The organism is Candidatus Omnitrophota bacterium (assembly GCA_041648975.1).
In the GTDB taxonomy this organism is placed as follows: domain Bacteria; phylum Omnitrophota; class Gorgyraeia; order 2-01-FULL-45-10; family 2-01-FULL-45-10; genus JAQUSE01.
The window spans coordinates 1-25762 of record JBAZNZ010000006.1 but is presented as its reverse complement, the minus strand read 5'-3'; the positions used below and the strand labels follow the sequence as shown (position 1 = coordinate 25762).

The window sequence follows — 25762 nt, the reverse complement described above, 5'->3', positions numbered from 1 at the left end:
TTTACACCTTTTGGGGCAATTTCCCGACGACGGGATATGTTGTTTCTCCTATAAACTTCTTTGCCGCGGTAAAGACGGACTCTATCTCGTCCTTTCGAGGAGTATATTTGGCAAACTTGACAAGGTCGCACGCGCTCATGAATTCCTTGAGCACTTCTTTCTGTGAAGCCGTTAGGGCAGCTGAATCATTCAGGGAATTCAGGAATTCCTCGGTCGTCATCTCCGGGGCCTTTAGCCTAAAGACGCTCTCTATATAGCGTCTGATCGAGTCGGATATCCCGATGTAGAACTCCTTGATGTCGCCTGTCCTGGCTAACAGCGCGTTTATCGCCTCTAATTCCTCCAAAGCAACCTCATGCGGCGGCCTTGGAGGACGCATGCGCAGTCTTTTAATACAGATTTGCGCGGCCACGCCCGCGATACCAAATATAAAGAAAACTATGGCAACCAGGGCCCAATCTATCTCACGTATAGACATTGGCCCTTTTATGTCCTTTATGTCAACGAGAGCCGCGCCTTCCGGCAATATACTCTCCACGACTACAACGATCTTCTCGGAGTGAATATTATTCCAGTCTTTCTCGCCTTTTTTCTTATACCTCAGGTCATATTGCGGCACTTCATGCTTGCCGACTGAAAATGACGTTATCGAATACCAGCGCGAGATGGACCTGTTTCCGAAAATGCCTTTTTTACGGATTGACCCGAAATCCTTTATCTCAAAATCCCCCATTACACCTTCTTTGAAATTCGGGAATTCAAGCTCGAGCCCTTCCCTATATTTTACGGAAACCGTATACCTGACCCTGTCTCCTATCAGGATGTTCCTCCTGTCGACAGAGACACGCATCACCGGCTTATCATCGGAGGCCAGGGCGAACGTTGATAAGAGAGATAGAAAACAGACCGCCAGGATAGATATTTTCACTATCTTCATCTTTTAAATTCTTTTTTTTCGGCGTTTGAAAAACTTTATGAATTCGTCTATATACGGCCTGTCGGTCCGTATGTCCATATGGTCCATATTTATGGAGGCGAATGTCTTCAGCCGCTCGCGGATCAGTTCTTGCGACCTATCGGCGTATCTCTTCCTTATCGACGCCCTTGATGTATCGATCAGGAAGAGTTTACCGGTCTCGGCGTCCGTAAACTCCATCAGGCCTGCGTTCGGCAGCTCCAATTCTCTTGGGTCAGTTAACGTGATGGCTATGGCGTCATGCCTCTTATTAGCTATCGAAAGGGATTTCTTGAAATCTTTCGCGAAAAAATCGGATATGATGAAGACGACCGCGCGTCTGGTCGTGACGCTGTCGAGATACCTGAGCGCTCCGGCTATGTCTGTTCCCTTACCTTTGGGCTTAAAATATAGCGATTCCCTTATAACGCGCAGGACGTGCGGCAGTCCTTTTCTCGGCGGGATGAACTTCTCGATCTTATCTGAAAATATAAGGAGGCCGACCCGGTCCTTGTTCTGTGTCGCCGCGAACGCCAGCACAGCCGCCACCTCTGAGGCTAACTCGCGCTTGAGGCGGTGCGATGTCCCGAAATAAGAGGAGCCGGACGCGTCGAGGAGTATCATTACCGTAAGCTGCCGCTCTTCTACGAACTTCTTGATGAAAGGATGGCCCATCCTGGCGGTGACGTTCCAGTCTATGGAGCGGATCTCGTCGCCGGGCTGATACTCCCTTACCTCGTCGAACTCGATGCCCCTCCCCTTGAAGACGCTCTCATACTGGCCAGCAAGCATATCGGTAACGAGCTTAGACGTCGTTATCTCTATACGCCGTATCTTCTTGATTATATCTTTTGGGAGCATGGCCTCTCGGATACCAGGTTATGGCACTTTAACTTCTTCGAATACCCTCTTTATGACGTCCTCCGACGTCTTATCCTCCGCCTCGGCTTCATAACTCACGATGACGCGATGCCTCAGTATATCCATGCCGATCGTCTTGACGTCTTGCGGAACCACATAGCCCCTGCCCTGCAGGAACGCGTACGCCTTTGACGCTATAGAAAGATATATACTCGCCCTCGGGGAGGCACCGTATTGTATTAGCGAAGTCAGCTCGTCCAGCTTGAACGATTTCGGCTCCCTGGTCGCAAAGACTATATCGATGATGTACTTCTCTATCCTTTCGTCCATATATATGTCATCGACTACTTTTCTAGCTTTCACGATATCGCTTGGACCGACTACGGCATCGACGTCTATCTTCTTATCGGTCAAGGCCATCCTCTTCATTATCTTGAACTCTTCTTCCTTGGTAGGATAACCGATCTTCAATTTCAACATGAACCTGTCGACCTGCGCTTCGGGAAGCGGGTATGTGCCCTCGTGCTCGATCGGGTTCTGCGTCGCCAGCACCAGGAACGGCTCATCCAGCTTGAAAGTATTTTCGCCGATGGTGACCTGCCTCTCCTGCATCGCTTCCAGGAGCGCGCTCTGGACTTTGGCCGGCGAGCGGTTTATTTCGTCGGCAAGTATTATATTGGCAAATATCGGCCCTTTTTTTGTCGTGAACGCCCCGTCTTTTGGATTATATATCAAAGTCCCTATCAGATCGGCTGGCAGCAGGTCCGGAGTGAACTGGAGACGCTGGAACTTCGTGTCTATCGACTGCGCCAGCACCTTGACGCAGAGCGTCTTCGCGAGTCCGGGCACACCTTCGATCAAGATGTGGCCGTTCGCGAGAAGCCCTACAAGGAGCCTTTCTATCATATATTTCTGCCCGACTATGACCTTCTCCATCTCGTGTATCAGCGCCTGAACAAAGACGCTCTCTTTCTTGACCTTCTCATTCATCGCCTCTACGTTAGCGTTATGCATATGCTCCTCCATCATTTCATGTTTATTGCATCCTTAAAATAAAAAATCCCAACAGCGCGCAGAACAGGCTTTGAGATTCCGCAAAAACGGCATCGGTTAAGTCGCACCCAGATCCCTTATCTGGATGTTAAGGAATTTCGATGTCACGACCTTATCAAGATACTCCAGGCTGAGAGGTTTTGTAATGTACTCATCCGCGCCTGCGTCCATCGCGCTCTTCTTGATGTCATCGTCTTTCATGCCGGTCACCATGATAACTATTATCTTCTTATCTATCTCTTTTATCTTTTTCAAGACCTCTATGCCGCTCATCCCTTTCATATTCACATCCAGTAGGATGATGCTCGGATGCTCCTTTTCGATGATCTCCAACGCGGATTTGCCGCTCCTTGCGTTAAATACTTCATAGTTGCGCGCCGTAAAAAACTCGTAAAAGAACGAGTCGATGCCAAGCTCATCATCAACGGTCAATATCTTGCATAACGGCTTTGAATAGTCCATAGCGCCTCCAAATTTGCGTGCAAATTTGATATTGAGACAGCGTTAAAAAATCCGACCCATTGGGAGGATTTTAGCTGTCGAAATACCTTTACTCTATTTTCAGTACAAAATAGTGAACCGATATAGGTCCTTCGTCGGACCTCAGTTTAACTACTTCCTCCTCAGGATCAAATTTTGCCTGAGTTAGAGACAGTCCTTTTATAGGTAGTCCCTCGTCAGTATACCGTCTAACTGCAACTTCCTCGGGATCAAATTTCGCCTGAGTTAGACTATAGCGAAATTTGGAGCGGGCGATCGGAATCGAACCGACGTAGCTAGCTTGGAAGGCTAGCACTCTACCATTGAGCTACGCCCGCAAGTTTATTCAGCCATAGTGCTAACTAAGTGCCGAGGCCTCTGGCCGAGGCCGTCGCAACTGCTGTCAAACCATATTGTTTTTCTTCCTCTGACTCAAACTCTAAAAACCAAAAAAACATGGAGCTTATTTAGGCTCACCTTTAGTACAAGATTGTTGAGCCTAAACCCAACACTACACTATTCATGGCGAAATCCGCCGAAGCTTCATTACAATCTAACCACCATAGCGAAGGCGGAAGCTACGCCCGCGATTTATTTACTCTTCGCGTTCATTATAATGCTATGATTATATCATATTATCTTATGATAACAAGGCTATAATTTCAGTTAGAGTGTTTATCGACGCGAGATCGGAGTATCGACCTTGTACGGCAGTATATAACGCAGCATTAATATGCAACAAGCAATAGCCTGAGCTTAAACGCGTCTGTTGCTGCACATAAGTCATCCTATAAATTTTTTGACTTTACTTAATAATTCCTGCGGCTCAAATGGCTTCAATATGCAATCATCCGCGCCTATCTCTTTAACCTTTTCCGGCAGGCTGGTCCGGATAGCGCTGGCTGTAAATAGTATAATGGGGATATTTTTAAATTTATTGTCAGATTTCAATTTTTTACAGAGCTCGTCGCCTTGCATGTTGGGCAAGAGCAGATCCAGCAATATTAGATCGGGAACATCCTTCTGTAAAACAACCAGAGCCTCCTCTGCATCGGCCGCAGGTACTATTTCATATCCTAAGTGCCTCAACCTGACTGTCGCAACATCCATAATGTCAGGTTCATCGTCAACTACGAGGATCATTTTTCCCATATTATTCCCTCCGCTCTTTAATAGGAATATTGAAATAAAAACTTGCGCCTTTGCCGAATTCTGACTCTGCCCAGATCTTCCCTCTGTGCGCCTCTATCAGCCTCTTACAAATAGAAAGGCCGAGTCCGGCGCCGCCTACTTTTCTCTGTAATTGTGTAAATTCGCGGAACAGCCTTTGGATATCTCCTTTCTTGATGCCGACACCCGTGTCTTTAACCATGACCTGGATAAAATTGTCCCCCTTGCTCGTGCGAACAGTAACAGAGCCCTTTTCCGTAAACTTGAGGGAGTTATTTACCAGATTGGTCAAAACCTGGCTGATCTTGTCCCTATCGAACTTGACTTTTGGAAGATCGTCGCAAAGATCCAGCTTAAGAGCCAAATGTTTCTTCTTGAATAATAGCGCCATTGTATCACACATCCCCTTAACCACTTCATTCAAATCACTATCTTCCGCCTTGAGTTCCATTTTCCCGGATTCAAGTTTCTGAAAATCAAGAACCTCGGAGATCAACCGGTCCAACCTGTCGACGTTATTTTTTACTATACTGAGATACTTGTTCTGCTCGATATTTATATCTCCCGTTACCTTGTCTAAGACCACAGAGACGCCTTCTTTGATAGCGGCAAGCGGCGTCCTCAGTTCATGGGAGACCATACCGGTAAAGCTTGTTTTTATCTCTAATGAAGATTTCATGGCCTGCTCCCTGATTATTTCTTCGGCTGCGGCAGCCTGCTGGACAACAAAAGAAATGGTGACGCTGAGACTGTACAACATCGCATCTTCAGCCGGAAGTATCGGATGCTTGGCAAAGAGCGCCATAACACCGAACGTATCTCCACTGGTATTTTTGAGCTGGTAACCCGCGAACGACACCAGACCCAATTCGCGAGCCCATTCATGATCATGCACTCTTGGATCGTTTGGCACGTCATTCGTCAGGAATTTATGCTCCTCGCCGGAAGCGACGAGCCCGATCTTATAACATCCGAACGGTACACGGGCATGTCCTTTACCGTCTATGTGGGTGTACCTGCCGGAGCTTGCTACTAAATGCAGGCACTTGTTGCGAAAACGGCATACATGCGGCCCATCAGTAACTTTGGCGTGTACGCAACCTTTGTCGCACAGATCTCCCGGCCGGGTCAGCCATATCCGGCAAAAATCGGCGTTGAAGATCCGCACGGCGCTATCGGTTATTACCTTGAGCTTATGCTCAAGGGGAGAAGGAACAAGAAGCGATTGCCTGAGCGCATTTACATCCTCTTGCCATTTTAATGTCATTTCACGCTCGTTCTCCACCTTCTTACGATCGGTAATGTCGCGCCCTTCAGGGATAAGAAATACCACCTTGCCGTTTTGGTCCCTGATCGGCTTAAGCGAAAAATCCACGTAATGTATGCATCCGTCGGCGGCCGGATGGGTCGCTTCGAAAAACACGGTTTCGCCATTAGCGGCTTTTATTACGGCTTCACGCAGGTTATCCTGCATCTTTTTAGAATGCGTCCACCAGGGAGTATCCCAGAAAAATTTGCCTATGCAATCCGATTTTTCAATACCGGCAAACTCCATAGCCGTCCTGTTTGCCTCTATCAATTTCCCGTCCACCGTCATCATGCCGATGAACTGGAAGGTTTGGTCAAAAATAACTCTGATCTTTTCCTGGTTTAAACGTATCTCCTCCGCTGCCTTATTACGTTCGGTGACGTCCCGAAAAAAGGCTACAAAATATCTTCTATTATCCATAATGAGATTTACGGAAGCAACATCCGCAAAAAAAATACTGCCGTCTTTCCTTACGACGGGGATATTGGATGATAAAGAAGTTTCTCCGGTGACATGCCGTAGGAACTCCAGTTTTACAGAACCCCAATCGTCTTCACGATGAAGATTTTGAATGGTCATATTGATTATATCTTCCTTTGAATGGCCCAATAACCGCGCCATAGCATCGTTGGAATAGACAATCTCCTGAGTCTCGGTATCGCAAAAAATAATCCCGTCGTTTGAACCCTCAACAATAGCCTTGAATTTTAATTCACTCTCCCGCAATAACTCCTCCGCTTTCTTACGCTCGGTAATATCAAATATCATCCCATTAAAAATTATCTCATCATCCCGCCGTATAGGAGTTGCGTTCCCGGAAAACCATATTTTCTCGCCTGAAGGTTTTTGCAGCACACCATCATATTTCCATTCATTTACTTCGCTGACCGCCTTATCAATTGACTTAAAAAAGCTTTCCCTGTACTCAGGAACTACCAGCTCGCTGAATCGCTCAAAAAATCCTTCCAGATCAGGACCGGGTTTTATGCCCAAGATCTGTTCCGCCATGCTGCTGACATAATACACACCCATCTTGCCATTCGGCCTGGCGTAGAACTGATAGACAACGCCTGGAATCTGGCTTGTCATTTCGAGCAGCAACTTTCTATTTTTTCGCAGTTCCTCTTCCGCATTCTTGCGCTCGGTGATATCCCAGAAGAAACCAAGGATCCCCGTAACGTTGCCCACCTTGTTCTTTACGGGAACTTTTACTGTATTGATAATGATCTTCTTAGCCTTATCAAGGTAATCCCCTATCACCATATACTCCTCTTCAAAGTTCTCAGTTTCCCCGGATTGTACGATTCTCTTATCGTCAGCCCTGTATTTTTCAGCTAAATGCGTAGGGAAAAACTCATAGTCTGTCCTGCCTGCGATCTCATCGGCTTTTATCTTGAGGTCCTTTGCGTATTCTTCATTGCAGAATTTGTAAACCGAATCCTTGTCTTTTAAAAACACCTTTCCGGGGAGACTTTCAATAAGCGTCCTGTACTCCCGTTCCTTGGCCAGCGTCAATTCACCCTCTATGCGCTTACGCTCGGTGATGTTACGGATGTTGCATTGCATGACTTTCGCTTTATTGACTAAAATGACCTCTGAATCAATGCTCAGGCCTTCTTTGGTCTTTACCGAAATGTCTTCGTAATGCACTACACCGTCTTTTTCCAGCCTTGACATTGTCTTTAGAAAATCCTCGCGGTCTTTAACCGCGCATATTCCCCAGAGTTTCTTTTTCAAAAGCTCAGCATGGGAATATCTCAATAATTCCTGCGCAGATTCGTTAGAGTTCAGGATGCTGCCTTCGGTTTTATGCACGAGCAACAGTCCGTCGCGCGACGTCTCAAATGCCCTGCGATAACGCGCCTCAGACTCCTTCAATTCTTCCTGCAACCGCTTACGTTCGGTAACGTCTTCGATGGCCAGTAGGATCAGATCCCCTTCTGATATATTTCCTTTTACTTTCGACGATATTATTGCCGCGGTATCATCAGGAACACGCAGCTTGCACGCATTCAGGATCATGACCCGCGCGCCGATCTGTTCAAAATCATGCGCTACTTCGTAATCTTTTACGATCTTCTTGTCCGGCACGATCTCTTCTAACAACTTAAGCAGCTTAGGTATTTTCCATTGTTTGTTTCCTAGATCATAAAGCGGCTGGCCGATTGTTTCTTTTCCCGTGACCTTAAAGATGGTGAAAAAGGATTTGTTGGCGGAAATGACTTTTAAGTTCTTGTCCAAGACCAAAAAAGGCTCTCTTAGCGTAGCTATAATACCATTGGCATATTTTAACAGCGCTCCAATATCCGGTTCGTGTAACGCCATTTTATTTCTCATTTTTTAGCCCTCGCAAAAATAAAACCCAGGGCCTTGTGCTTTCCCGCACAATACTCCTGGGTTCAAATTAGACAAACCGGCAACTATAGCGCTTTGACGACTGATTGCTTCTAGCGTCGTTCTTAGTTTCCAAAGCATCCCTCGCAAGTGACTATGCTGATATTGTACTATATCTCGGCATGGATGCAAGAAAAAATAACCCTTCACAAATATAGGAAAGTAAGGCTCGTGAAGAGACGAAAAACAGTGTTTTTCTCTTATGAAATTTATTGCCCGGGATGGCGTCCATTTAAAGGAAGTCCCTCATAGCCTCAGTCTAATTATAGTTACTCGGGATCATTTTTTGCCCTGACGAAGTCTACATGCAAAAAATGGTGGTGAGGGTTCGATCTGGACTTAACAGATAGAATTCCCTCACTTTTTATGAATACTTCTCCGCGTACTTATCCACCAAAAATCTAAGCATCTTCTGGTACTTGGTATGATACTTTTTAGCCTGATCTTTGAAGAATTCAACACTCTTCTCGCTAAGCCTCAAAGTAACCATAACGGTATGTTCCGGCATAGCCAGGTCCTTGGGAGGCGGTAAAAAGTCGTCTATTCTTTTTAGTTCACCTATAGGCATATCGTAATCGATTTTATGCTTTTTCATAGTATTTTCTCCCCTTTCTCCAGTAACCCGCGCCAATTATCCTAATCTTGTTACCCCTACGAGTAAAGCGCACGGTTACTATCTTATTATTTATCCTTCCTATACAAAAATATCTTTGTTCGTGCTCACTATGCCAAAGGTCGGCAAATATCTTTCTTTTAGGATCGTCGAATGCATAGGCTGCCGTAGTAAAATCGATCCGGTGCTTTATTACATTTATTCTTTCTTTCCTCGGATCCCACACAAAACTGTTATGTTCTTCGAGCATAATTAAGTATACTCGATATACATATTTTTGTCAATATAATTGTAAATATATTTTACGGGAACAAACATATCTAACATTTAATAGAGCCACCCTTCTCATTCCCTTGTTTTAACTAAACTCTCTTTCTTTTGCTGTAATTAGCCTTCCGCGTTCGCGCTCAAAACTCTCCAGCACTTTTGTTCTTGCGCTACTATCGTACATATTTCTAGCACTGAAATTATTGTTGATCTCATCCATCATCGAGTTATATATAAATGCCTCGGCAGCACTCCATTCTTGAAAAGTAAAATAATCTGGAATCTTAGCAATTTCTTCATAATAATCAATGATCCGCTCTCTATTATGTTTCCAACCCAAGCGCTTTAAGCTAAGATCTATGCTTTCTAAATAATTGGAAATATACAGTCCATATTCGGCCTCTGTTAAAACACCTTTTTTACTTTTTTCTTTCAGTTCCTTCATACCATCCGAAATCTCACTTTGCCCCGTTAGCATATCGTTTTGGTACAAGTCATCTCTGTATTTTTTATAATCCGAGGATCTCTTCTCTTTTAACCCGTAAAACCCTTGAAACATAAGACACGCTGCCGTGATTACAAGAAATAATATTTTAAGATGCCTGCTTAATTTTTCTTGCGGCAAAAATCCTACGAGCACACTAATGATGCCAACCACACCTATAGAAATAAAAAATATCGTATCCATCATGCCCCCCACTTATAGAAAACTATAATTTTATCCGATACTTATCTGCCAACATTTTCAGCACTTCGAAATCATCAACACTAAAACTTTTTGGCATACCTACAGCCTGCAAGAATTTCTCAGTCTCAGCTAAGTCTTTTAATAAATGGGGATATTTCAGCCAAAACCATATTTCAAACAGTAGGGCAGGCTGAGACTGTCGATATTTCAAGCATTTATCGGATGCGACATATCTGAACAAATGACATGCTTCAACAATGCAAAAAGGCAATATATCATTTTCGTAAGATAAAATATCATCTGAATCATTATCAGCGTGTTTAAAAAAATTCTGAGCTTTATGAAGAGTGTCTATCCATAGCTTCTTATATTCTGGCTTTATTTTATCCGAATCATGGGAAGGGGCTTGAATGCCATATTTTTTACCTATAGGTCGCAATATACCTATAACAGCCCCTATCAATGTTTCAATAACTACAGGATTAGCCTCATCAAAAAATAAAAAGATAGCTTCATTTAGCTGCGCTTCTGCGGCTTGAATTTTACTAATCTTAATTTTCATTATTTTATTCTTAATTCATCCCAATACTCTAGTTACCCACAAAGTAGTTGACGTTTAAACGTCAGCTACTTACTTCTCCTTATGTTTTCTTATCTGTGCTATTCTTCAGAAACTCCGAGTATTCTCCCAATACCTTGTTTTTATCTGCCTGTAGTCTATCAATAGTATTCTTATCAAATACCGATTTATTGAAGTAATTGTACTCTACGTTCTTTTTACCGTGAGCAAAAGCAACTCGAAGATTATTAACTGCATATAATATTTTGATAGCGTCTTTGCTAAATATCTTCAGCCTCTCTATGATATGCACCCTCTTTGCATAGTCAACCTTGTCATGTATAAAATCTATAATTTCCTGAACCTCTTGCCCATTATATTCCTTTCCATGATGTCCACCCCGAAAGACAAGCATAAACCCAATGACAGAGCTTACGGTATAATCCAAAAGCAAATGAATGTCTAATACTATACTGCGCACAACTATAAAGTGTCTCGATTTATTAGATGCTGTTTTTTTAGCTAATTCCGTTAAATATTTCTCATCTTTCTCCGATTGTTCAAGTGCCTTAATAACATCTTCCCATGATATGCCAAGCGTTTCTAACCAACTGTCTTTACGGCTTTCTGCAGTAACCGCTTCTTTAATTGTCTCGTTTAGATTTTTTTCTTCCACATTACCCCCTTAAAATAAAATTAGCACCCCACAACTGCGGATGCTAATTTACGGGTATTATTAGGTCTAAAATTATCACATAGCACACTCATTTAACTATTGTGAGGGACGGATTCGTCGCCCTGAACTTAGGCTATGGGCTCCTTAAAAGGAAAACCTGATGTTTTCCTTTTAATGTTATCCTTTCTTCCGCATAGATGTTCTCGTGCGCCGATAAGGGAAAAAATTCTTTTTTCCCTTAAAAACCCTTTTTGCGAATCCATCTTCAACGCGGGTATTATAATACTCAGTCGAACTGAGTAGATATTACTGGTGGTGAGGGTTCGCCTCGAACTTAACATATAGAAACTTCCTCACCCGCAAGCATATTATCAGATATTTAAGGCTTTTTCAATTTTTTTCAAAATACTGTCTACGAAACCCAAATATTCGCACGCCTCTTTTTCGGTAACCTCCACCCCGCCATCGTAGAAATCCACATTGCGCTTTGAGCGCATAGCGCCGCCCACAGCTTCAATTGTGTCGTCATTTAATATTTTCGCAACCATCTCTATAATCTTCACATGATGCCCTGGCGCACTTTTGACTTTTTTGTTGTAGCTGCTTATCAAAGCAATACCACCTTTAATAAGTGCATCATAAGAGTATGTGAATTTGACATCCGGGATGGCATCTTGACGCGCAATCTTAATATCTTTTAAGGCATTATCGAAATTCTTTTTGACCTGATCCTTTGTAAATACAAAATCTTTGAAATATTTATCTTCGAATTTCATCATATTATCTTTATGTGCTTTTGTTTGAGCACACCACTAATAAAGGGATCTTTTGCCTTTACGCGCCGGGTAAAGTCCTTTTTGGTCATAACAGTAACGCTTATCTCCCTATCTATTTCTCTCTGTAGCTTGCTTATGTGCTTTTGTACGGTTACAACACCTACACTACCTACAATAAGAACGTCGATATCGCTATGAGTATCCATAGCATTTTTCGCATATGAGCCATAAATATACGCTTCTTTAACTCCAGTAACTCCTTTTAAAAGATGCCTCAGTTGTTCCTCGACTCCTACCGTTGTCATGATAATTTTACGAAATTCTTTATATAAAGGATAGCTAGCATTTATAGCATATAACTTAAGGTTGCCTCTCGTCTCATGAACCAATATCCCTTCAGCCTCTAGCTCCTTGATCTTTTTTACCAGGTTCCTTTTATCCAGAAATAGCTTCCGGGACAGCTCATTTACATATAAGCTTTCTTGTGGATTGACAAAAAAGTAATTTAGTATCTTTTTAGTTATTGTCGATTTAAGCGGGATCATATGCGTTCCTCACATTACACCGATAAGTGTAGCATATTACACCTGTAGTGTCAAGACACCTAAAAAGGTATGCTGTCAAGAATCAACATTTCCTGCATATCGGTAAAGCATCCGCAATATGCTATGGCTTGATTGTTCATTTATTTCTTTAACAACGAAATCTTAAGGCTTATATTTTTCGACAGGGAATTCTTGGTATACATACTTCCCTTCGGTTGAATAATTACATTTATACACAACAGCTTTCCCTGTAACCTGATTATACTTTAATGTATAACCGCCTTGAGTGGATACAAAACCCCACTTAGGAACTAACGCACTAAAGGCTATAACTGCTGACAGAATAATACTTCCTGCAAAATACATCTTTGAAGCCTTAAGCATTTTATTGCTCGAATCATTCGCCTTGATTACGAGGTCGCACAGAGCTTGCTTAAAAGTTGCTACTTCGCCTGATAAAAATATTATTTTCCCCGCAAGGTCTTCTACTGCGTTTTTTATTATTGTTGCAGGATTTTGCTCTGACATTTTCGCACCTCTCTATTTAGCTTTTAATGTTTAACTGCCTCATTCATAATATCAGGTATCCAACACTTAATAGGTAATGAGCCATATATAAAAACATTTGCATTTATATCGTGGGGCAATCTTGAATCACTCCCGCTTTTTTCATAAGCACCGTTAGGACGAAGCATAATAAGGATTTTCGGCAGAGACGTGCCACCGAGGATAGTTAGCATAACCGAGGATATTATCTTTGCAATGACACTATTATAATGCTTCGTTGACCAATAAATAAGTATCTCATCGGTCTTATTATGTGTTTCTCTATACCTAAAGGCATCCCAAAGGTTAGCAAAGTCAATGGAATGTGTTATAAAGGCGGTTATTTCAGTGGGTATTTTTTTACATCTAATAGTAATTTTTGCGTAAGGGGCGGAGGTGCTGGGCGATATTACAACCCCATCCTTAACGCTACTCCCCATCATTGGGAAAAATTCCGTTACAAGACAAAGCTCGCCATCAATCAAGCTCCACTCCTTATCTTTGAGAAGAATCGGCTCTGATTTTATGTCTGAAAGATTAGCCATGCCCATTTTTGCACTCCCCTTTATCTGTCCCCTTTAATTTTTGATACCGAGCTTGCAACTCTTTTATAACCTTTTCTTTCCTTTGAAGCTCTCCTATAATCCAAAATATATAAACTGATATTGCAAGAGCAATCATCCAAGCTAAATTGAATCTTAATGAATTCTTAACTCCTTCTCCTTCGTGCCACCCCCAAGAATAAGGTATGGGTGCAAGTAAAAACTTTTCTATGCCTATGCTTAAAATTAACCAAAGCATAATAAGTGTTCCAAGCGAAAAAATCGCTGACAAGCCATTTAGGTTATTAGGATTATAAGGCACTTTCCCTCGTTTATCACGAATCAAGAAGTAAATAAATACGCCAACTGATATGTAAAGATATGCGAAGAATATATACGCTAAAATTTTCATCATAATTACCATCTCCTTGCCATGACTCACAAAATACGCGTTCAAGCAAAAAAGCGCAGACTATACAATAGCCAGCGCTTCTCCCAATTTACACGGATCCGTTTTCTATATCTAAAATCTTCAAGTTTTTGTTCGTTTCACACCTCTTTCTGCATTGCGCAGCAAAGGCAGCTATTAGGGACGTGTCACTTTGGGGGCATTCCACTCAAACTGCGTGTCCTTTTTTGACGCGTCCCATAATTCCTCATTCTCTACTACCTACTTATCTTTTCGCAATATCTCCGATAAATTCACATATAAATGGCGTTACCCACATAAATATAACGAACATCAAAAGATATAGTTTTTTAGCTAGTTTACTCTTTATTACATCCATAAAAATAAATGGAACAGAAGCAACGATAGAAAAATACAGATACCCCACAAGATAACCCACCACTTTAGAATAAGTCCTTGCCATTCCACTCTGTATCATAGCTCCATAGACATTCCCACCATAGACTTGTGAATATTCGTATCCAATTAGAACCAACCATAAAACAGAGAAATATTTGATGAAGCCACACCTTCTGAATAAAAACAACACTAAAGATGCCACTAAAGCAAATGGAACCAATCCCCACGCGTTATGATAAAAACCTATCAAATATCCCATAGCCTCTCCTTTTAATGCTTTATTAGCACCAATAACAACGTTGCCACGACTAATCCCCACGTTGCATAAACAAGGTGCTTCATCTGCTTAATTGAATCGTCCTGATGCTTCCTTTGGCTCTCTATTAGTTCTCTGTTTAATTCCACCTTCAAATACTCCTGAAGTAATAATTGTTGCCATGACGGAGGCTCTTTCGCAACCCCTGCAATAGCCTTTGCTATATGTTCCGAGCCTTTCCCTATATAATCGTCAGCATTCATACCTCATTACCCCCAAATTAAAAGCGCTGGCCATACCAGCCAGCGCTTTGTCTCATTTACATACAGATCCTTTTTCTGAATCTATAATTTTCAAGAGTTAATTCGTTGTAGACCTCTTTCCATATTAGACAGAAAATATTTTTACCGGAACCAATTTTAATGGCTTTTTGTTAAAGTCTAAAATCTCCAGGTCGCATAACTCACTGACACTATAGAACTTATGCAATAAATCTGTTAAGTTGGTGGTGAGGGATGGATTCGAACCATCGAAGGCTTGCGCCGCCAGATTTCAAGGGCCCTCAAGTTACCTCGAGGCTTGGACTATCTCATCACCTTGGTTCTTGCGAACTTTAGGCGGCGGGCGCTTAGTCTCTGCACCTTCAAAGAACCATTACGGTTCTAGGCTTGGCTCAGGATTCCCCTTAATGTTTCGCTATTAAGGGCTCCCCTGAATTCACCCGCTTTTCCATCATGAATTTCTTCATGACGCTGCGTTCACCACAGTCTGGTCCATTTGGCCGCTATGGTACCTCACCACTAAACTGATCTACATATATATCAATCCAATTATGTATCGTTTCCAACAGCTTTTTGTCATTATAGCGAATATGGACAAGCCCGTAAAGCAATTTTCTATTGCTTAGATTCGGATTTCCTTTTCGTACATATGGCTTAGTAAATTGAGCAAGCGGCACTCCTGTTATTTTATGCCAGTATATTCTTGCCTTCTTTAGATTAACGCGTGAATGCGTATAGCTGTATAATCCTTATTCCAATACAATGATTTGATTTTATATTTATTTAATTTTCGCATTTATATAAATATTTATTGTATTCGCTTCAATTCCTATCTGTACTATTTCGACTTAAATAACTTGGAGCTGGGGAAAGGAATTGAACCTTCAACGTCCGCATTACAAATGCGGTGCTCTGCCAATTGAGCTACCCCAGCACCGTCAAAACTTCCGGCAACTTATTTAATATATCCGTAGCGAGCAGGCTGAGTTGGCCCTTCTCTTTAGCCGCCTCATCGCCGGCCAGGCCGTGAAAATATACGCCCAACACAGCGGCTGTAAAAGGATCTAGCCCCTGTCCTATGAAGCTAGCTATTATTCCTGTCAACACATCGCCTGTGCCGCCGGAAGCCATCCCAACGTTGCCGGTCTCATTCACATAATATTCGCCGCCCGGTTCTGCAATGACAGTGTTGTGCCCCTTTAAAACTAAGACCGTATTATACTCATTAGCAAAGCTTAAAGCAATATTTTTTCTATCCTTCTGAATCTCTTCCGCCTCTTTCCCTATCAGCCTCGCCAACTCTCCCGGATGAGGTGTCATTACAAGCGGTCGCTTCGAATTTTTCAGGGCATCCAGGCATCCTACAAATGCGTTAATACCGTCCGCGTCAAGTACAACCGGCTTGTCGAGTTTTTCCAGTAGATTCCTTACAAGCCGCTGCGTCTCCTTATTCTGCGACAGTCCAGGGCCGATCGCGATAGAATTACATTTATGCGCAAAGCCGACAAGGTCTTTTTCGGCCAGGAGACTTAGGGAACCGTCTTTAGTCTCGATGAACGGACGGACCATTACCTCCGTCAATTTTGACGCTAGCACACCGTACAGGCTTTTCGCTATCGCAAGGGTCACGAGTCCGCTGCCCGAAAGCGCTGAGGCCTGGCTCGCGAGATACGCAGCACCGGTATATCCGCACGATCCCGCCATGACAAGGACGTGGCCGAAGTCACCCTTATGCGCATCCGTCGCCCTTTTAGGGAACTTCGTCAGCGCGTCTTTTATCTGCTGCATCGCTAACCTTTCTTCATCAATATAACGTTCGCTATCGCGTAATTCTTGGAATGGGACATGCTGACGATTATCCGGTCGATCTTCTTCCTCTTTTTCAGCTTAAGCGCGTCGCCGCGGAATTCTATCATGGGCTTACCCTCTTTATCGTTCAATACCTCGACGTCCGTCCATTTGATGGGAAATTTGCGGGGCTCGCCGAACGCCTTGATAACCGCCTCTTTTGCCGCGAACCTGGCGGCAAAGTGCTGGTAAGAGAACCTCCGTGATATCGAGTAACCGATCTCTTTCTCGGTAAATATCTTCGACAGGAAGCTGTGCTCCCACTTATTTATAGCGTCTCTCATCCTGAATACCTCGACTATGTCGACACCGGCGCCGAATATCATCTTATAATCTCCAGCATCTCTTCGACCGCCCTTTCCATCCCTACAAAGACGGCCCTGCAAATAATAGAGTGGCCGATATTCAATTCATTCATGCCTTTGATCGCCGCGACATCAGCCGTATTATCGTAATTCAATCCATGTCCGGCATTAACTTCGAGACCCTTCGACAAAGCGTATGCGGTTTCATCTTTCAGGATACCTAGTTGGCGCCTTCGTGCCGCTTTCGAAGCGGCGTTGGCATATTCGCCCGTATGGAACTCTATGATCGCAGCGCCGGAATCAGCCGACGCATCCACCTGTTGTTTCGACGGATTGATGAATAGGCTGACCTCAATGCCGGCACGCTTCAGCCTCGATACGACAGATTTTATTTTATTATAATTCTTTTTTACATCAAGGCCGCCTTCGGTCGTGACCTCCTGTCTTCGCTCAGGCACAAGCGTAGCCTGGTCAGGCTTCACCTTACACGCGAAATCTACTATATCTTTCACCGCCGACATCTCGAGATTAAGCCTCATGCCCCGGATCTTTCTCAGCCGCAACACATCCGCATCCTTTATATGCCTTCTGTCTTCCCGCAAATGGCATACAATCGAATCGCAGCCTGCTTTTAAGCATATCCGGGCCGCTTCTACCGGATCCGGCATATAGGTCTTTCTCGCCTCTCTCAAAGTGGCAACGTGGTCTATATTGACGCCGAGTTTAACCATAAATGATCCTATTGCCTGATCTTTTCGATCGGCACAGTGACCTGCACGAACGTCTCTTCCATATAAACACCGGGCGCGATCGGGCTAAGCGCCACGGGCCGGATCAGCGACCTGGATGCGCCGGCAATGTCTATCGGCATAGTGTACGCTACCCGTATCTTGCCCAGCAGTTCCTTTGTCCCTATGACGATACAGTAATCAGGCTCGACCATCACTGACGATATGTCTATCGCATAACCGGGCCGAGGCTTGCCTATGAATACTGGTTGTATGGAAAGCTGTTTAGCCGCAACGTCTCCCGACGGAAGTATCTTATTCAGGAAATGCTTCTCTTCCTCGCTGCCCTTATTAAGCTCTCCGACGACGTAGAACCATAGGACCAATGTCAGCAGCAACGCCGTTACCTTAAGTCCTATATTTTTAGTAAAAAAACTTTTAATGAACTCCGGGATCCTCAAGTTGCCTTCCTCTTTTTGGACCAGATATGCGAAAACGGCGTCTTCTGGTCCGACGGCTTATATAGTATGCTCTTAAGCACTTTAGATAGGTTATCTTCCCCGATATCGTATGTCAGGTTGCCTCCGCTGGCAACCGAGATCGCACCCGTCTCTTCGCTCACCACTACGCAGAGCGCGTCGGTCTCTTCGCTTATACCCACTGCCGCGCGGTGCCGCATACCGAGAGAGCGCGGGATATCCTTGTCGTCCTGTGGCAGCGGCAATACGCATCCCGCGGCCGTCAACCGTCCCTGTTGGATTATGACAGCGCCGTCATGGAGCGGCGATTGATGCGTGAATATCGAAACCAGGAGATAATCGCTGACCTTGCTGTCAAGCTGCGTGCCGCTCTCGACATAGCTTTTCAGCTCGCTCCCTCTGTCTATGACCATAAGAGCGCCTATCTTCCTCTTGCTGAGATCCGAGGACGCCCTCGCTATCTCGTCGATCGCCTCGACGTTCTCCTGCGGGACGCCAAGCTGTCCCAGCCTCGCGAGGCCCCGACGAAGCTCCGGCTGGAATATTACAACGAGCCCGATTACAGATATCGGAACGAGCCTTGTGAGCACCCAATTTATGGTGTCCAGCTTCAGTTGCTGGGTAATGGTGAATATCAATGCTATGATGAGGAGGCCCTTAAGGAGATGCTCCGAACGCGTGCCTTTCACAAATAGGAGTACCATATATATCACATACCATAGAAGCGCCAGTTCCAGGATTATCTTCCAGTTCGAAATATATGACATATCAAAAGGCCCTTTCCCGTAATACGCTGTCGGTCATACGACTTACCGCAACAACCTCCCTGACATCATGGACCCTTAAAATATTGGCGCCCTTCATGATCGCCATTACACATGTAGCCAGCGTACCTGCCAGCCTGTTATTCGTACCCTCGATGCCCAGGACCTTTCCTATGAATGACTTTCTCGAAGTCCCGACGCAGACCGGATAGCCCAGAGCCTTGATCTCATCAAGCCTGTTGAGGATGACGAGATTGTGTTCGGCAGTCTTTGAAAAACCTATACCGGGATCTATGATCACCTTCTCCTTTTTCACACCCGCATCGACGGCGATCTTGATAGATCGCTGCAATTCCCCGGCAACCTCTTTCATCACATTCTTGTAGCGCGGCGCCTTCTGCATATCTAGAGGCGTCCCGCGCATGTGCATCAATATGACAGCTGCGTCATATCGCGCGGTAACGGCAGCCAGATACGGATCATACTTGAATCCCGAAATGTCATTCACTATTTTCGCGCCGGCCCTCAATGCGGCCTCAGCCACTTTCCCTTTTCGTGTATCTATCGACACAGGGACGCCCGCTTTCCCTGCCATGGCCTCCACGACCGGCATGACGCGATCGAGCTCTTCTTCAACGCTGATCTCGGTTGAGCCGGGCCTTGCAGACTCCCCTCCGACGTCTATAATGTCCGCTCCTTCGCGCGCCATATCCATGGCATGCTTCACGGCCTTATCCTTGTCGAAGAACTTTCCTCCGTCGGAAAAGGAATCGGGAGTTACGTTCAGGATCCCCATAACGTATGTCCTGACGCTGAAGGCGAGACGAAACCTGCCGATCTCTATATCGATATCAGGCTGTCTTGTTTTGGCTGGGCGGGTTAACGGAGCTACTCGGATCAGGTTTTTCATCCTTTTTATATCCCAGAAGGACCCTTATCTCTTCTACTTCCATTACCTCTTTTTCCAGGAGTTTTTCGGCAAGGGTCTTAAGCTTGTCTTTATGCTTGCTCAACTCGTCCTTTGCCCTGGTATAACAGTCATCGATTATCTTCCTGATCTCCTGATCTATAACGAGCGCTGTCTGGTCGCTGTAATTGCGTTCATCTATCAGGTCGCGGCCCAGGAAGACCTGCTCTTCTCTGTGGCCGAATGTCAGGTGGCCCAATTTTTCGCTCATACCGAACCTCGTGACCATTTTTCTCGCGATCGCGGTAGATACCTCGAGGTCGTTCTGGGCGCCTGTCGACAGCTCGCTGAAGATCAGATCCTCGCTTGCTCTGCCTCCCAGTATGCCGGTTATCCTGTTCAAGAGCTCTTCCTTGGTGACTATATACCTGTCCTCGAGAGGCATCCTTATAGTGTAACCGAGCGCCATCCCGCGCGGCAATATGGATACTTTATGAAGCGGATCCGCTCCCGGGATCACGAGCGCCAGCAGAGCGTGGCCTGATTCATGATACGAGATTATCTTCTTTTCCGGCTTTGATATGACCTTAGATTTTCTTTCCGGGCCGGCCATAACTCTGTCTATGGATTCCTGAAGCTCGACCATCGTTACGGTCTCTTTGTTGCGTCTTGCCGCCAGGAGTGCCGCCTCATTTACCAGGTTGGCGAGGTCAGCCCCCGAAAAACCGGAGGTCTGGCGCGCAAGCGAGTTAAGCTCCGCCTTCTTATCGAGTTTAATGTTCCGCGTATGGACTTTAAGTATCGCCTCGCGTCCGACAATGTCCGGCCTGTCGATCACTATCTGGCGGTCGAACCTTCCGGGCCTGAGGAGCGCCGGATCGAGCACGTCGGGCCTGTTAGTCGCCGCTATCAATATGACGCCTTCCTGAGTATTGAATCCGTCCATCTCGACGAGAAGCGCGTTCAGGGTCTGCTCCCGTTCGTCATGTCCGCCGCCTATGCCGGCGAACCTCTGCCTGCCGACAGCGTCGATCTCATCTATGAATATGATGGCGCCGCGTCCGGATTGCTTCGCCGATTTCTTCGCCTGGTCGAACAAGTCACGCACGCGGGATGCGCCGACGCCGACGAACATCTCCACGAAATCAGAGCCCGATATCGACAGGAACGGCACGCTCGCCTCGCCGGCGACCGCTTTGGCCAAAAGGGTCTTGCCTGTTCCCGGAGGCCCCATTAAAAGGACTCCTTTAGGTATCTTTCCGCCGAGCCTCTGAAACTTTTTTGGATCTTTCAAGAATTCTATTACCTCTTTCAACTCTTCCTTCGCCTCGTCAACGCCCGCGACGTCCTCGAAAGTTTTCTTGTTATTCTGGTCGGACGCAAGAGTCACTCTGGACTTTCCGAAAGACCATATCTTCCCCCCGCCTCCGCCCGGCGACCTGTAGGCGAACAGCCACAGGAACAGTATGAATAGGAACATAGGTCCGAGCGAATAAAAGAGGTTAACCCAGAGAGTCTTCGGCGGCCTTATGTCAAAATTCTTGACGTTCTCGCGCAGGAGTCTCATCAGGTCCTGGTCGTTCTCGGGTATATTTACGGCAAACTTCGTCCCATTCGAGAACTCGCCCCTAAGAATGTTTTCAGTCTTAGTGCAGGATTTTATCTTCTGGCTGGCCTGGTTGTCCTTCAAGATATCAAAGAAATTGGCATAGGCGACATCCTGGACCGGCTTCTCCATGCCCTGATTGATGTTATTAAGCAGCCAGAAAAGGCCTAGAAAGACGAAAAGCCATATTATGAAATTGCTGCCGCCCTTTTGCGGTTTCAACGGATTCTTTGTGTTTTTATTTGCCATTATATTTTAAGCTCCTTTGTGACGTCATTTTACCAAAACAATTCAAACATGGCAAGTTTATTAAGCCATGGTGTTAGCTAAGTGCCGAGGTCTCCGACCGAGGCCAAGTTTATTAAGCCATGGTGTTAGCTAAGTGCCGAGGTCTCCGACCGAGGCCAAGTTTATTAAGCCATGCGTTAGCTAAGTGCCGAGGTCTCTGACGCTATCGATTTCACACTGGCCCCATCCCGAACAAAGCGAGGGACGACCGAGGACAAGCGCCTTGTCGGTCCGCATGATACGCACGCCGCCCGGGAGGTCGACAGAATTACCTTTATGCCTGTCTCTGATGAGCCCCTCCATCTCTTTCCAATGCCTGAACGAAAGTTTCTTAACAGACCCGCCCGCTTTCTCCAGAAGATCCCTCAGCACTTCCTTCTGCAGCGCCTTTGGCTGAACCACTATGTCCTTAAGACATATCTCGACCGATCCGTCAGGACGCGCGGATATACCGCTTCTACTTTTGGCCTTTTCGCCCGCAATAAACTCAAAATCTTCCCTAAGGTGCTCGGCGAGGTTGAACAATACGCGTTTCAATCGGGGATTATACCGTTCCAGGAACGGAATAACTTCTTTTCTTACCAGGTTCCTGAAATATTTAGAGCTCAGATTCGAGCTGTCTATGCGGTAAGGAATGCCGTCGCCATCGAGATATCGTATGATCTCTTCTTTCTCAAGCTCGATGAGCGGCCTCACGAATGATAAACTGCGCTCTTCCCTTACGGGCGAAATGCCGACGATCCCTTTAAGAGAGGAGCCTTTTATGATGCGCATAAGTATCGTCTCAGCCTGGTCGTCGAGAGTATGGCCGGTTGCGATAATGTCGGCTTTTGTCTCTTTAGCCGCGTCCCTGAAGAAATTATATCGCGCCTCGCGGGCCATCTCTTCGGGAGAAAGCTCTTTCGATCTTTCTTTAAGCAGGTCAATATTTTTATATATTATCTTCAACCCCAATTCTTTCGCCAGCCGTCCGACAAAAAGAGAATCCTCGGCCGATTCCGCGCCCCTCAACCCGTGATCCAGGTTGCACACGATCAGTTCTTTTAACTTAAGTTTGCGTTTTAGGGCGTTTAGTGTATGGAGCAGGAATACCGAATCGGGGCCGCCGGACACTGCGGCGAGCACAATACTGCCCGGTTTGATCATACCGTAATTGCGCACGGTCTTAAGCACCCTCTCTGTCAAATTCTGTCTATCTCTCTTCACGATCATCTCTTTTTATTGACTCTGAAGTACCATATATCATACCGGCTCCAAGCCATGCTCTTTCCGTCGCGTTGCATAACCCTCCAGGAGTACTCTCTGCCATCCTCAAACATATCTGAAGGGACCTCTATCGAAAATGTCCTCTCATCAATGACTTTCTTGACCAGTACATCATAACCGCGCCCTTTGTATAGCGTAAACCTGAAAGACTCCCGCCCTCCGCCCGGCATAGGGACATTGTTCCATCTAAATGTCAGCAGGTCTTTGCCGGATAGATCCACAGTGGAATCGTTCTTCGGCTCGATGTAGCTGACCCGCGGCACCGGCCCCGCGGGACCTATAGCGCCTCGTCTGGCAAATACAGCCGTTGTCGCAACGACTGATATTACAATTATAGCAGCAAGCAGCAATATCTTTTTCATAAGCAGCTCCTATTTATATAGAATTCTCCGTTGAATCCATAAGAGTTCTTACGGGAAGAGATTGGCGTCCTTTTAAAGGAAGTCCTTCGTCAGCATGCAGTCTAACTCCAACTTCCTCAGGATCAATTTTCGTATGACTTAGGTAGAAGCGAAAATTGGTAGCGGGGACTGGATTTGAACCAGTGACACGCCGGGTATGAGCCGACTGCTCTGCCAGACTGAGCTACCCCGCCGAATTTTGGCTATTATAGCATGACATAAAATATTAAAAAAGTGAAATCTTAGGTTCCCTCATGCATGCTTCCGGTGCGGTAACCCTGAAGGTCCAGCGATACATATTTAAACCCTAGATCCTTCAATTTGCGTACTATTGTCTTTCTCATTTTCACAGCTCTTGTGAGATCGCCCACACATACCTCAAGTCTCGTCATATCGCCGTGCATCCGCACCCGTATCTGCTTTATGCCCAGTCGTCTCAAATATTCCTCTGCCCTGTCAAGCCTGACCAGGTCTTTTCGCGTAATGTCGCTGTGGAACGGGAATCGCGAGGCAAGACAGGCAAAGGACGGTTTATCCCATGTCGGGAGCTTGAGCCTCCTTGAAAATTTCCGAATATCAGATTTGGTCATCCCGGATTCCAGCAGTGGGCTTCGTACGCCCAGCTCTTTTGCGGCTTTCCTGCCGTAGCGGATGTCTTTCAGGTCGTCGTAATTTGTGCCGTCAAGAACATATTTCATCCCATATTTCTTTCTTATGGCGTCGAGTCTCTTAAAAAGTTCTTTCTTGCAATAATAACAGCGATTGACTGGATTGCGTTTGAAATTCGCTATTCCGAGCTCGTCTGTATGTATCGTCAGGTGGCGCGCGCCTATCGACTTTGCTATACGTTTAGCCTCTTTATATTCAGTGTCAGGATATGTCTCGGACTTAGCGGTTACGGCAAGCACATTGTCCAGCCCAAGCGTGTCTACGGCCGCTTTAAGCAGGAACGTGCTGTCGAGCCCGCCGGAATAGGCGATAACAACCCGCCTCAACTGCCGCAACATCTTATGCAGTCGAGCCAGCTTATTCATGATTTTAGCCTCAGTGATTAAGTGATTAATTACTTTCCTTTATCCAACCTCCGCCCACAACAACATCTTTATCGTAAAACACGACCGCCTGGCCCGGCGTAGGAGCGCTCTGCGGGTCGTCGAATTCTACCTTTACCGCGCCGCCGGCTGACTTAGATACGACAGCCTTTGCCTTTTTCGCGTTATATCGTATCCTCGCCAGCGTCTTAAACGGCTTATTGATACCCTCCACCGCTATCCAGTTTAATCTGTCGGCTGCCAACCCGGTCTTCAACATATCATTCTTTGTCCCTACAACTATCCGGTTCATTTTCATGTCTATTCCTGTTACGTAAAGCGGCTCACTATATGCCACGCCTAAGCCCCTCCGCTGTCCTATCGTATAGAAGGGTATACCCTTATGCCGCCCCAAGATATTGCCGTTTAAATCGACTATATCTCCAGGCTTTATCTTTATTCCTGTTTTTTTCATTATATAGTCAGCGTAATTAAGGTCCTGAATAAAACAGATATCCTGGCTGGACACGGTGTTGTGAGTTTTCAACTTGAATCCCTTTGCCAAAAACCGCGTTCTTGCCTTCGTTATAGCTCCCAATGGAAACAGTATATGCTTCAATTGTTCCTGTTTAAGGCTGAAGAGAAAGTACGACTGGTCTTTCGACTTGTCCTTGCCTTCTTTGAGCAGGAACCTCCCGGTCTTCTTGCTTTTCGATATATTCGCGTAATGGCCGGTAGCTATATATTCGCAACCGAGCGACTTCGCTTTTTCAAGCAGGAGCGAGAACTTTATCTTTTCGTTGCATACGACGCACGGGTTCGGCGTGAGCCCCTTCAAATATTCCCCGCAAAAATAATCGATCACTTCCCGCTTGAACTCTTCGCTAAAATCGAAGACATAATATGGAATGTCTAGGTCCTCAGCGACTGCCCTCGCCCTTGTCACAGCCTCCAGGTTGCAGCATGCCCTCCCTGCGCTTGAACCGCACTCCTCTTTCGGCCACATCCTGAATGTCAGGCCGATCACGTTATAGCCTTCTTTTTTCAATAAAGCGGCCGCTAGCGACGAATCCACTCCGCCTGACATGGCGACGGCTATCCTTGTATCTTTCGAAATCTTCATATTAAAAAAATAATATCATCTCAGATTGTCGAGGATCTTGTCTATGTCCAGATATTTCTCCACCATATCGACGATTATCTTGATCTTCTGGACGTCCTGGGGTTTAAGTTTGACGACGAGCGAATGTACCCGCGACGCTATCGCATAAGTATCCTCTTTTGTTATGAGGACCGGGATCTGGGACTTCTCCAGGTGTTTAAGGCTCCTTCTTTTCGGCATGAGGCCGCCGGAAAGGAT

30 protein-coding genes and 3 tRNA genes are annotated in these 25762 nt (G+C 45.5%); all 33 read right to left on the bottom strand.

Going from position 1 to position 25762, the window contains the following annotated elements:
* Position 1: 1 nt before the first annotated feature.
* A complete protein-coding gene (locus WC592_02680) occupies positions 2–937 on the bottom strand; it encodes a hypothetical protein (protein ID MFA4981358.1) in 936 nt (311 codons plus the stop codon).
* Positions 938–940: 3 nt separating this feature from the next.
* Entirely contained in the window at positions 941–1816 is an 876-nt protein-coding gene (locus tag WC592_02675) for a DUF58 domain-containing protein (GenBank protein ID MFA4981357.1), read from the bottom strand.
* Between the two features lie 18 nt (positions 1817–1834).
* Positions 1835–2830 (bottom strand): AAA family ATPase, encoded by a 996-nt coding sequence (locus WC592_02670; protein MFA4981356.1) that lies wholly within the window; start codon positions 2828–2830, stop codon positions 1835–1837.
* A gap of 96 nt (positions 2831–2926) precedes the next feature.
* Positions 2927–3331, bottom strand: a complete 405-nt coding sequence (locus tag WC592_02665; protein MFA4981355.1) for a response regulator — start codon at positions 3329–3331, stop codon at positions 2927–2929.
* 282 nt (positions 3332–3613) lie between these two features.
* Positions 3614–3687, bottom strand: a tRNA-Gly gene (locus WC592_02660).
* A 445-nt stretch (positions 3688–4132) separates the two neighbouring features.
* The gene (locus tag WC592_02655; GenBank protein MFA4981354.1) at positions 4133–4501 is read right to left on the bottom strand and encodes a response regulator; all 369 of its coding nucleotides are present in this window, start codon (positions 4499–4501) and stop codon (positions 4133–4135) included.
* A gap of 1 nt (position 4502) precedes the next feature.
* Positions 4503–8153 carry a PAS domain S-box protein gene (locus WC592_02650; GenBank protein ID MFA4981353.1) on the bottom strand — a complete coding sequence of 1217 codons (3651 nt, stop codon included), beginning with the start codon at positions 8151–8153 and terminating at the stop codon, positions 4503–4505.
* A gap of 433 nt (positions 8154–8586) precedes the next feature.
* Positions 8587–8817 carry a CopG family transcriptional regulator gene (locus WC592_02645; protein MFA4981352.1) on the bottom strand — a complete coding sequence of 77 codons (231 nt, stop codon included), beginning with the start codon at positions 8815–8817 and terminating at the stop codon, positions 8587–8589.
* On the bottom strand, positions 8804–9085 hold the full coding sequence (locus WC592_02640) for a BrnT family toxin (protein ID MFA4981351.1): 282 nt from the start codon (positions 9083–9085) through the stop codon (positions 8804–8806). Before WC592_02640 ends, WC592_02645 begins: the two co-directional genes overlap by 14 nt.
* Before the next feature lie 108 nt (positions 9086–9193).
* Positions 9194–9793, bottom strand: a complete 600-nt coding sequence (locus WC592_02635; protein ID MFA4981350.1) for a hypothetical protein — start codon at positions 9791–9793, stop codon at positions 9194–9196.
* Between the two features lie 19 nt (positions 9794–9812).
* Positions 9813–10352: a hypothetical protein gene (locus WC592_02630; GenBank protein MFA4981349.1), complete on the bottom strand. Its 540-nt coding sequence runs from the start codon at positions 10350–10352 to the stop codon at positions 9813–9815.
* Between the two features lie 79 nt (positions 10353–10431).
* Positions 10432–11025: a hypothetical protein gene (locus WC592_02625; GenBank protein ID MFA4981348.1), complete on the bottom strand. Its 594-nt coding sequence runs from the start codon at positions 11023–11025 to the stop codon at positions 10432–10434.
* Positions 11026–11396: 371 nt separating this feature from the next.
* Positions 11397–11804 (bottom strand): hypothetical protein, encoded by a 408-nt coding sequence (locus WC592_02620; protein ID MFA4981347.1) that lies wholly within the window; start codon positions 11802–11804, stop codon positions 11397–11399.
* Positions 11801–12346: a nucleotidyltransferase domain-containing protein gene (locus WC592_02615; protein ID MFA4981346.1), complete on the bottom strand. Its 546-nt coding sequence runs from the start codon at positions 12344–12346 to the stop codon at positions 11801–11803. The genes WC592_02620 and WC592_02615 overlap by 4 nt, the downstream gene beginning before the upstream one ends.
* 162 nt (positions 12347–12508) lie before the next feature.
* Positions 12509–12874 carry a hypothetical protein gene (locus WC592_02610; protein ID MFA4981345.1) on the bottom strand — a complete coding sequence of 122 codons (366 nt, stop codon included), beginning with the start codon at positions 12872–12874 and terminating at the stop codon, positions 12509–12511.
* 23 nt (positions 12875–12897) lie between these two features.
* A complete protein-coding gene (locus tag WC592_02605; GenBank protein ID MFA4981344.1) occupies positions 12898–13443 on the bottom strand; it encodes a hypothetical protein in 546 nt (181 codons plus the stop codon).
* Entirely contained in the window at positions 13430–13849 is a 420-nt protein-coding gene (locus tag WC592_02600; protein ID MFA4981343.1) for a hypothetical protein, read from the bottom strand. Before WC592_02600 ends, WC592_02605 begins: the two co-directional genes overlap by 14 nt.
* Before the next feature lie 259 nt (positions 13850–14108).
* Positions 14109–14501: a hypothetical protein gene (locus tag WC592_02595; GenBank protein MFA4981342.1), complete on the bottom strand. Its 393-nt coding sequence runs from the start codon at positions 14499–14501 to the stop codon at positions 14109–14111.
* 11 nt (positions 14502–14512) lie between these two features.
* Complete coding sequence (locus tag WC592_02590) at positions 14513–14761, bottom strand: hypothetical protein (protein MFA4981341.1); 249 nt, start codon at positions 14759–14761, stop codon at positions 14513–14515.
* A gap of 876 nt (positions 14762–15637) precedes the next feature.
* Positions 15638–15713 (bottom strand) — tRNA-Thr (locus tag WC592_02585).
* Entirely contained in the window at positions 15704–16567 is an 864-nt protein-coding gene (locus WC592_02580; GenBank protein ID MFA4981340.1) for an NAD(P)H-hydrate dehydratase, read from the bottom strand. Before WC592_02580 ends, WC592_02585 begins: the two co-directional genes overlap by 10 nt.
* Positions 16568–16569: 2 nt before the next feature.
* Positions 16570–16953, bottom strand: coding sequence for a holo-ACP synthase (gene acpS, locus WC592_02575; protein ID MFA4981339.1), 384 nt, complete (start codon positions 16951–16953; stop codon positions 16570–16572).
* Complete coding sequence (locus WC592_02570) at positions 16950–17663, bottom strand: pyridoxine 5'-phosphate synthase (protein MFA4981338.1); 714 nt, start codon at positions 17661–17663, stop codon at positions 16950–16952. Before WC592_02570 ends, acpS begins: the two co-directional genes overlap by 4 nt.
* Before the next feature lie 8 nt (positions 17664–17671).
* Entirely contained in the window at positions 17672–18121 is a 450-nt protein-coding gene (locus WC592_02565) for a YbbR-like domain-containing protein (GenBank protein MFA4981337.1), read from the bottom strand.
* Positions 18118–18906 carry a diadenylate cyclase CdaA gene (gene cdaA / locus WC592_02560; protein ID MFA4981336.1) on the bottom strand — a complete coding sequence of 263 codons (789 nt, stop codon included), beginning with the start codon at positions 18904–18906 and terminating at the stop codon, positions 18118–18120. The genes WC592_02565 and cdaA overlap by 4 nt, the downstream gene beginning before the upstream one ends.
* A 1-nt stretch (position 18907) precedes the next feature.
* Complete coding sequence (gene folP / locus WC592_02555) at positions 18908–19813, bottom strand: dihydropteroate synthase (GenBank protein MFA4981335.1); 906 nt, start codon at positions 19811–19813, stop codon at positions 18908–18910.
* On the bottom strand, positions 19755–21665 hold the full coding sequence (ftsH, locus tag WC592_02550; GenBank protein ID MFA4981334.1) for an ATP-dependent zinc metalloprotease FtsH: 1911 nt from the start codon (positions 21663–21665) through the stop codon (positions 19755–19757). The genes folP and ftsH overlap by 59 nt, the downstream gene beginning before the upstream one ends.
* A 180-nt stretch (positions 21666–21845) precedes the next feature.
* Positions 21846–22910 (bottom strand): tRNA lysidine(34) synthetase TilS, encoded by a 1065-nt coding sequence (gene tilS / locus WC592_02545; protein MFA4981333.1) that lies wholly within the window; start codon positions 22908–22910, stop codon positions 21846–21848.
* A 2-nt stretch (positions 22911–22912) separates the two neighbouring features.
* The gene (locus tag WC592_02540; protein ID MFA4981332.1) at positions 22913–23332 is read right to left on the bottom strand and encodes a hypothetical protein; all 420 of its coding nucleotides are present in this window, start codon (positions 23330–23332) and stop codon (positions 22913–22915) included.
* A 156-nt stretch (positions 23333–23488) separates the two neighbouring features.
* A tRNA-Met gene (locus WC592_02535) sits at positions 23489–23565 on the bottom strand.
* Between the two features lie 48 nt (positions 23566–23613).
* Positions 23614–24405 carry an ATP-dependent sacrificial sulfur transferase LarE gene (gene larE, locus WC592_02530; GenBank protein ID MFA4981331.1) on the bottom strand — a complete coding sequence of 264 codons (792 nt, stop codon included), beginning with the start codon at positions 24403–24405 and terminating at the stop codon, positions 23614–23616.
* Positions 24406–24430: 25 nt separating this feature from the next.
* On the bottom strand, positions 24431–25525 hold the full coding sequence (mnmA, locus tag WC592_02525) for a tRNA 2-thiouridine(34) synthase MnmA (GenBank protein ID MFA4981330.1): 1095 nt from the start codon (positions 25523–25525) through the stop codon (positions 24431–24433).
* 15 nt (positions 25526–25540) lie between these two features.
* A partial coding sequence (locus WC592_02520; GenBank protein MFA4981329.1) for a hypothetical protein occupies positions 25541–25762 on the bottom strand: 222 nt, incomplete at its 5' end.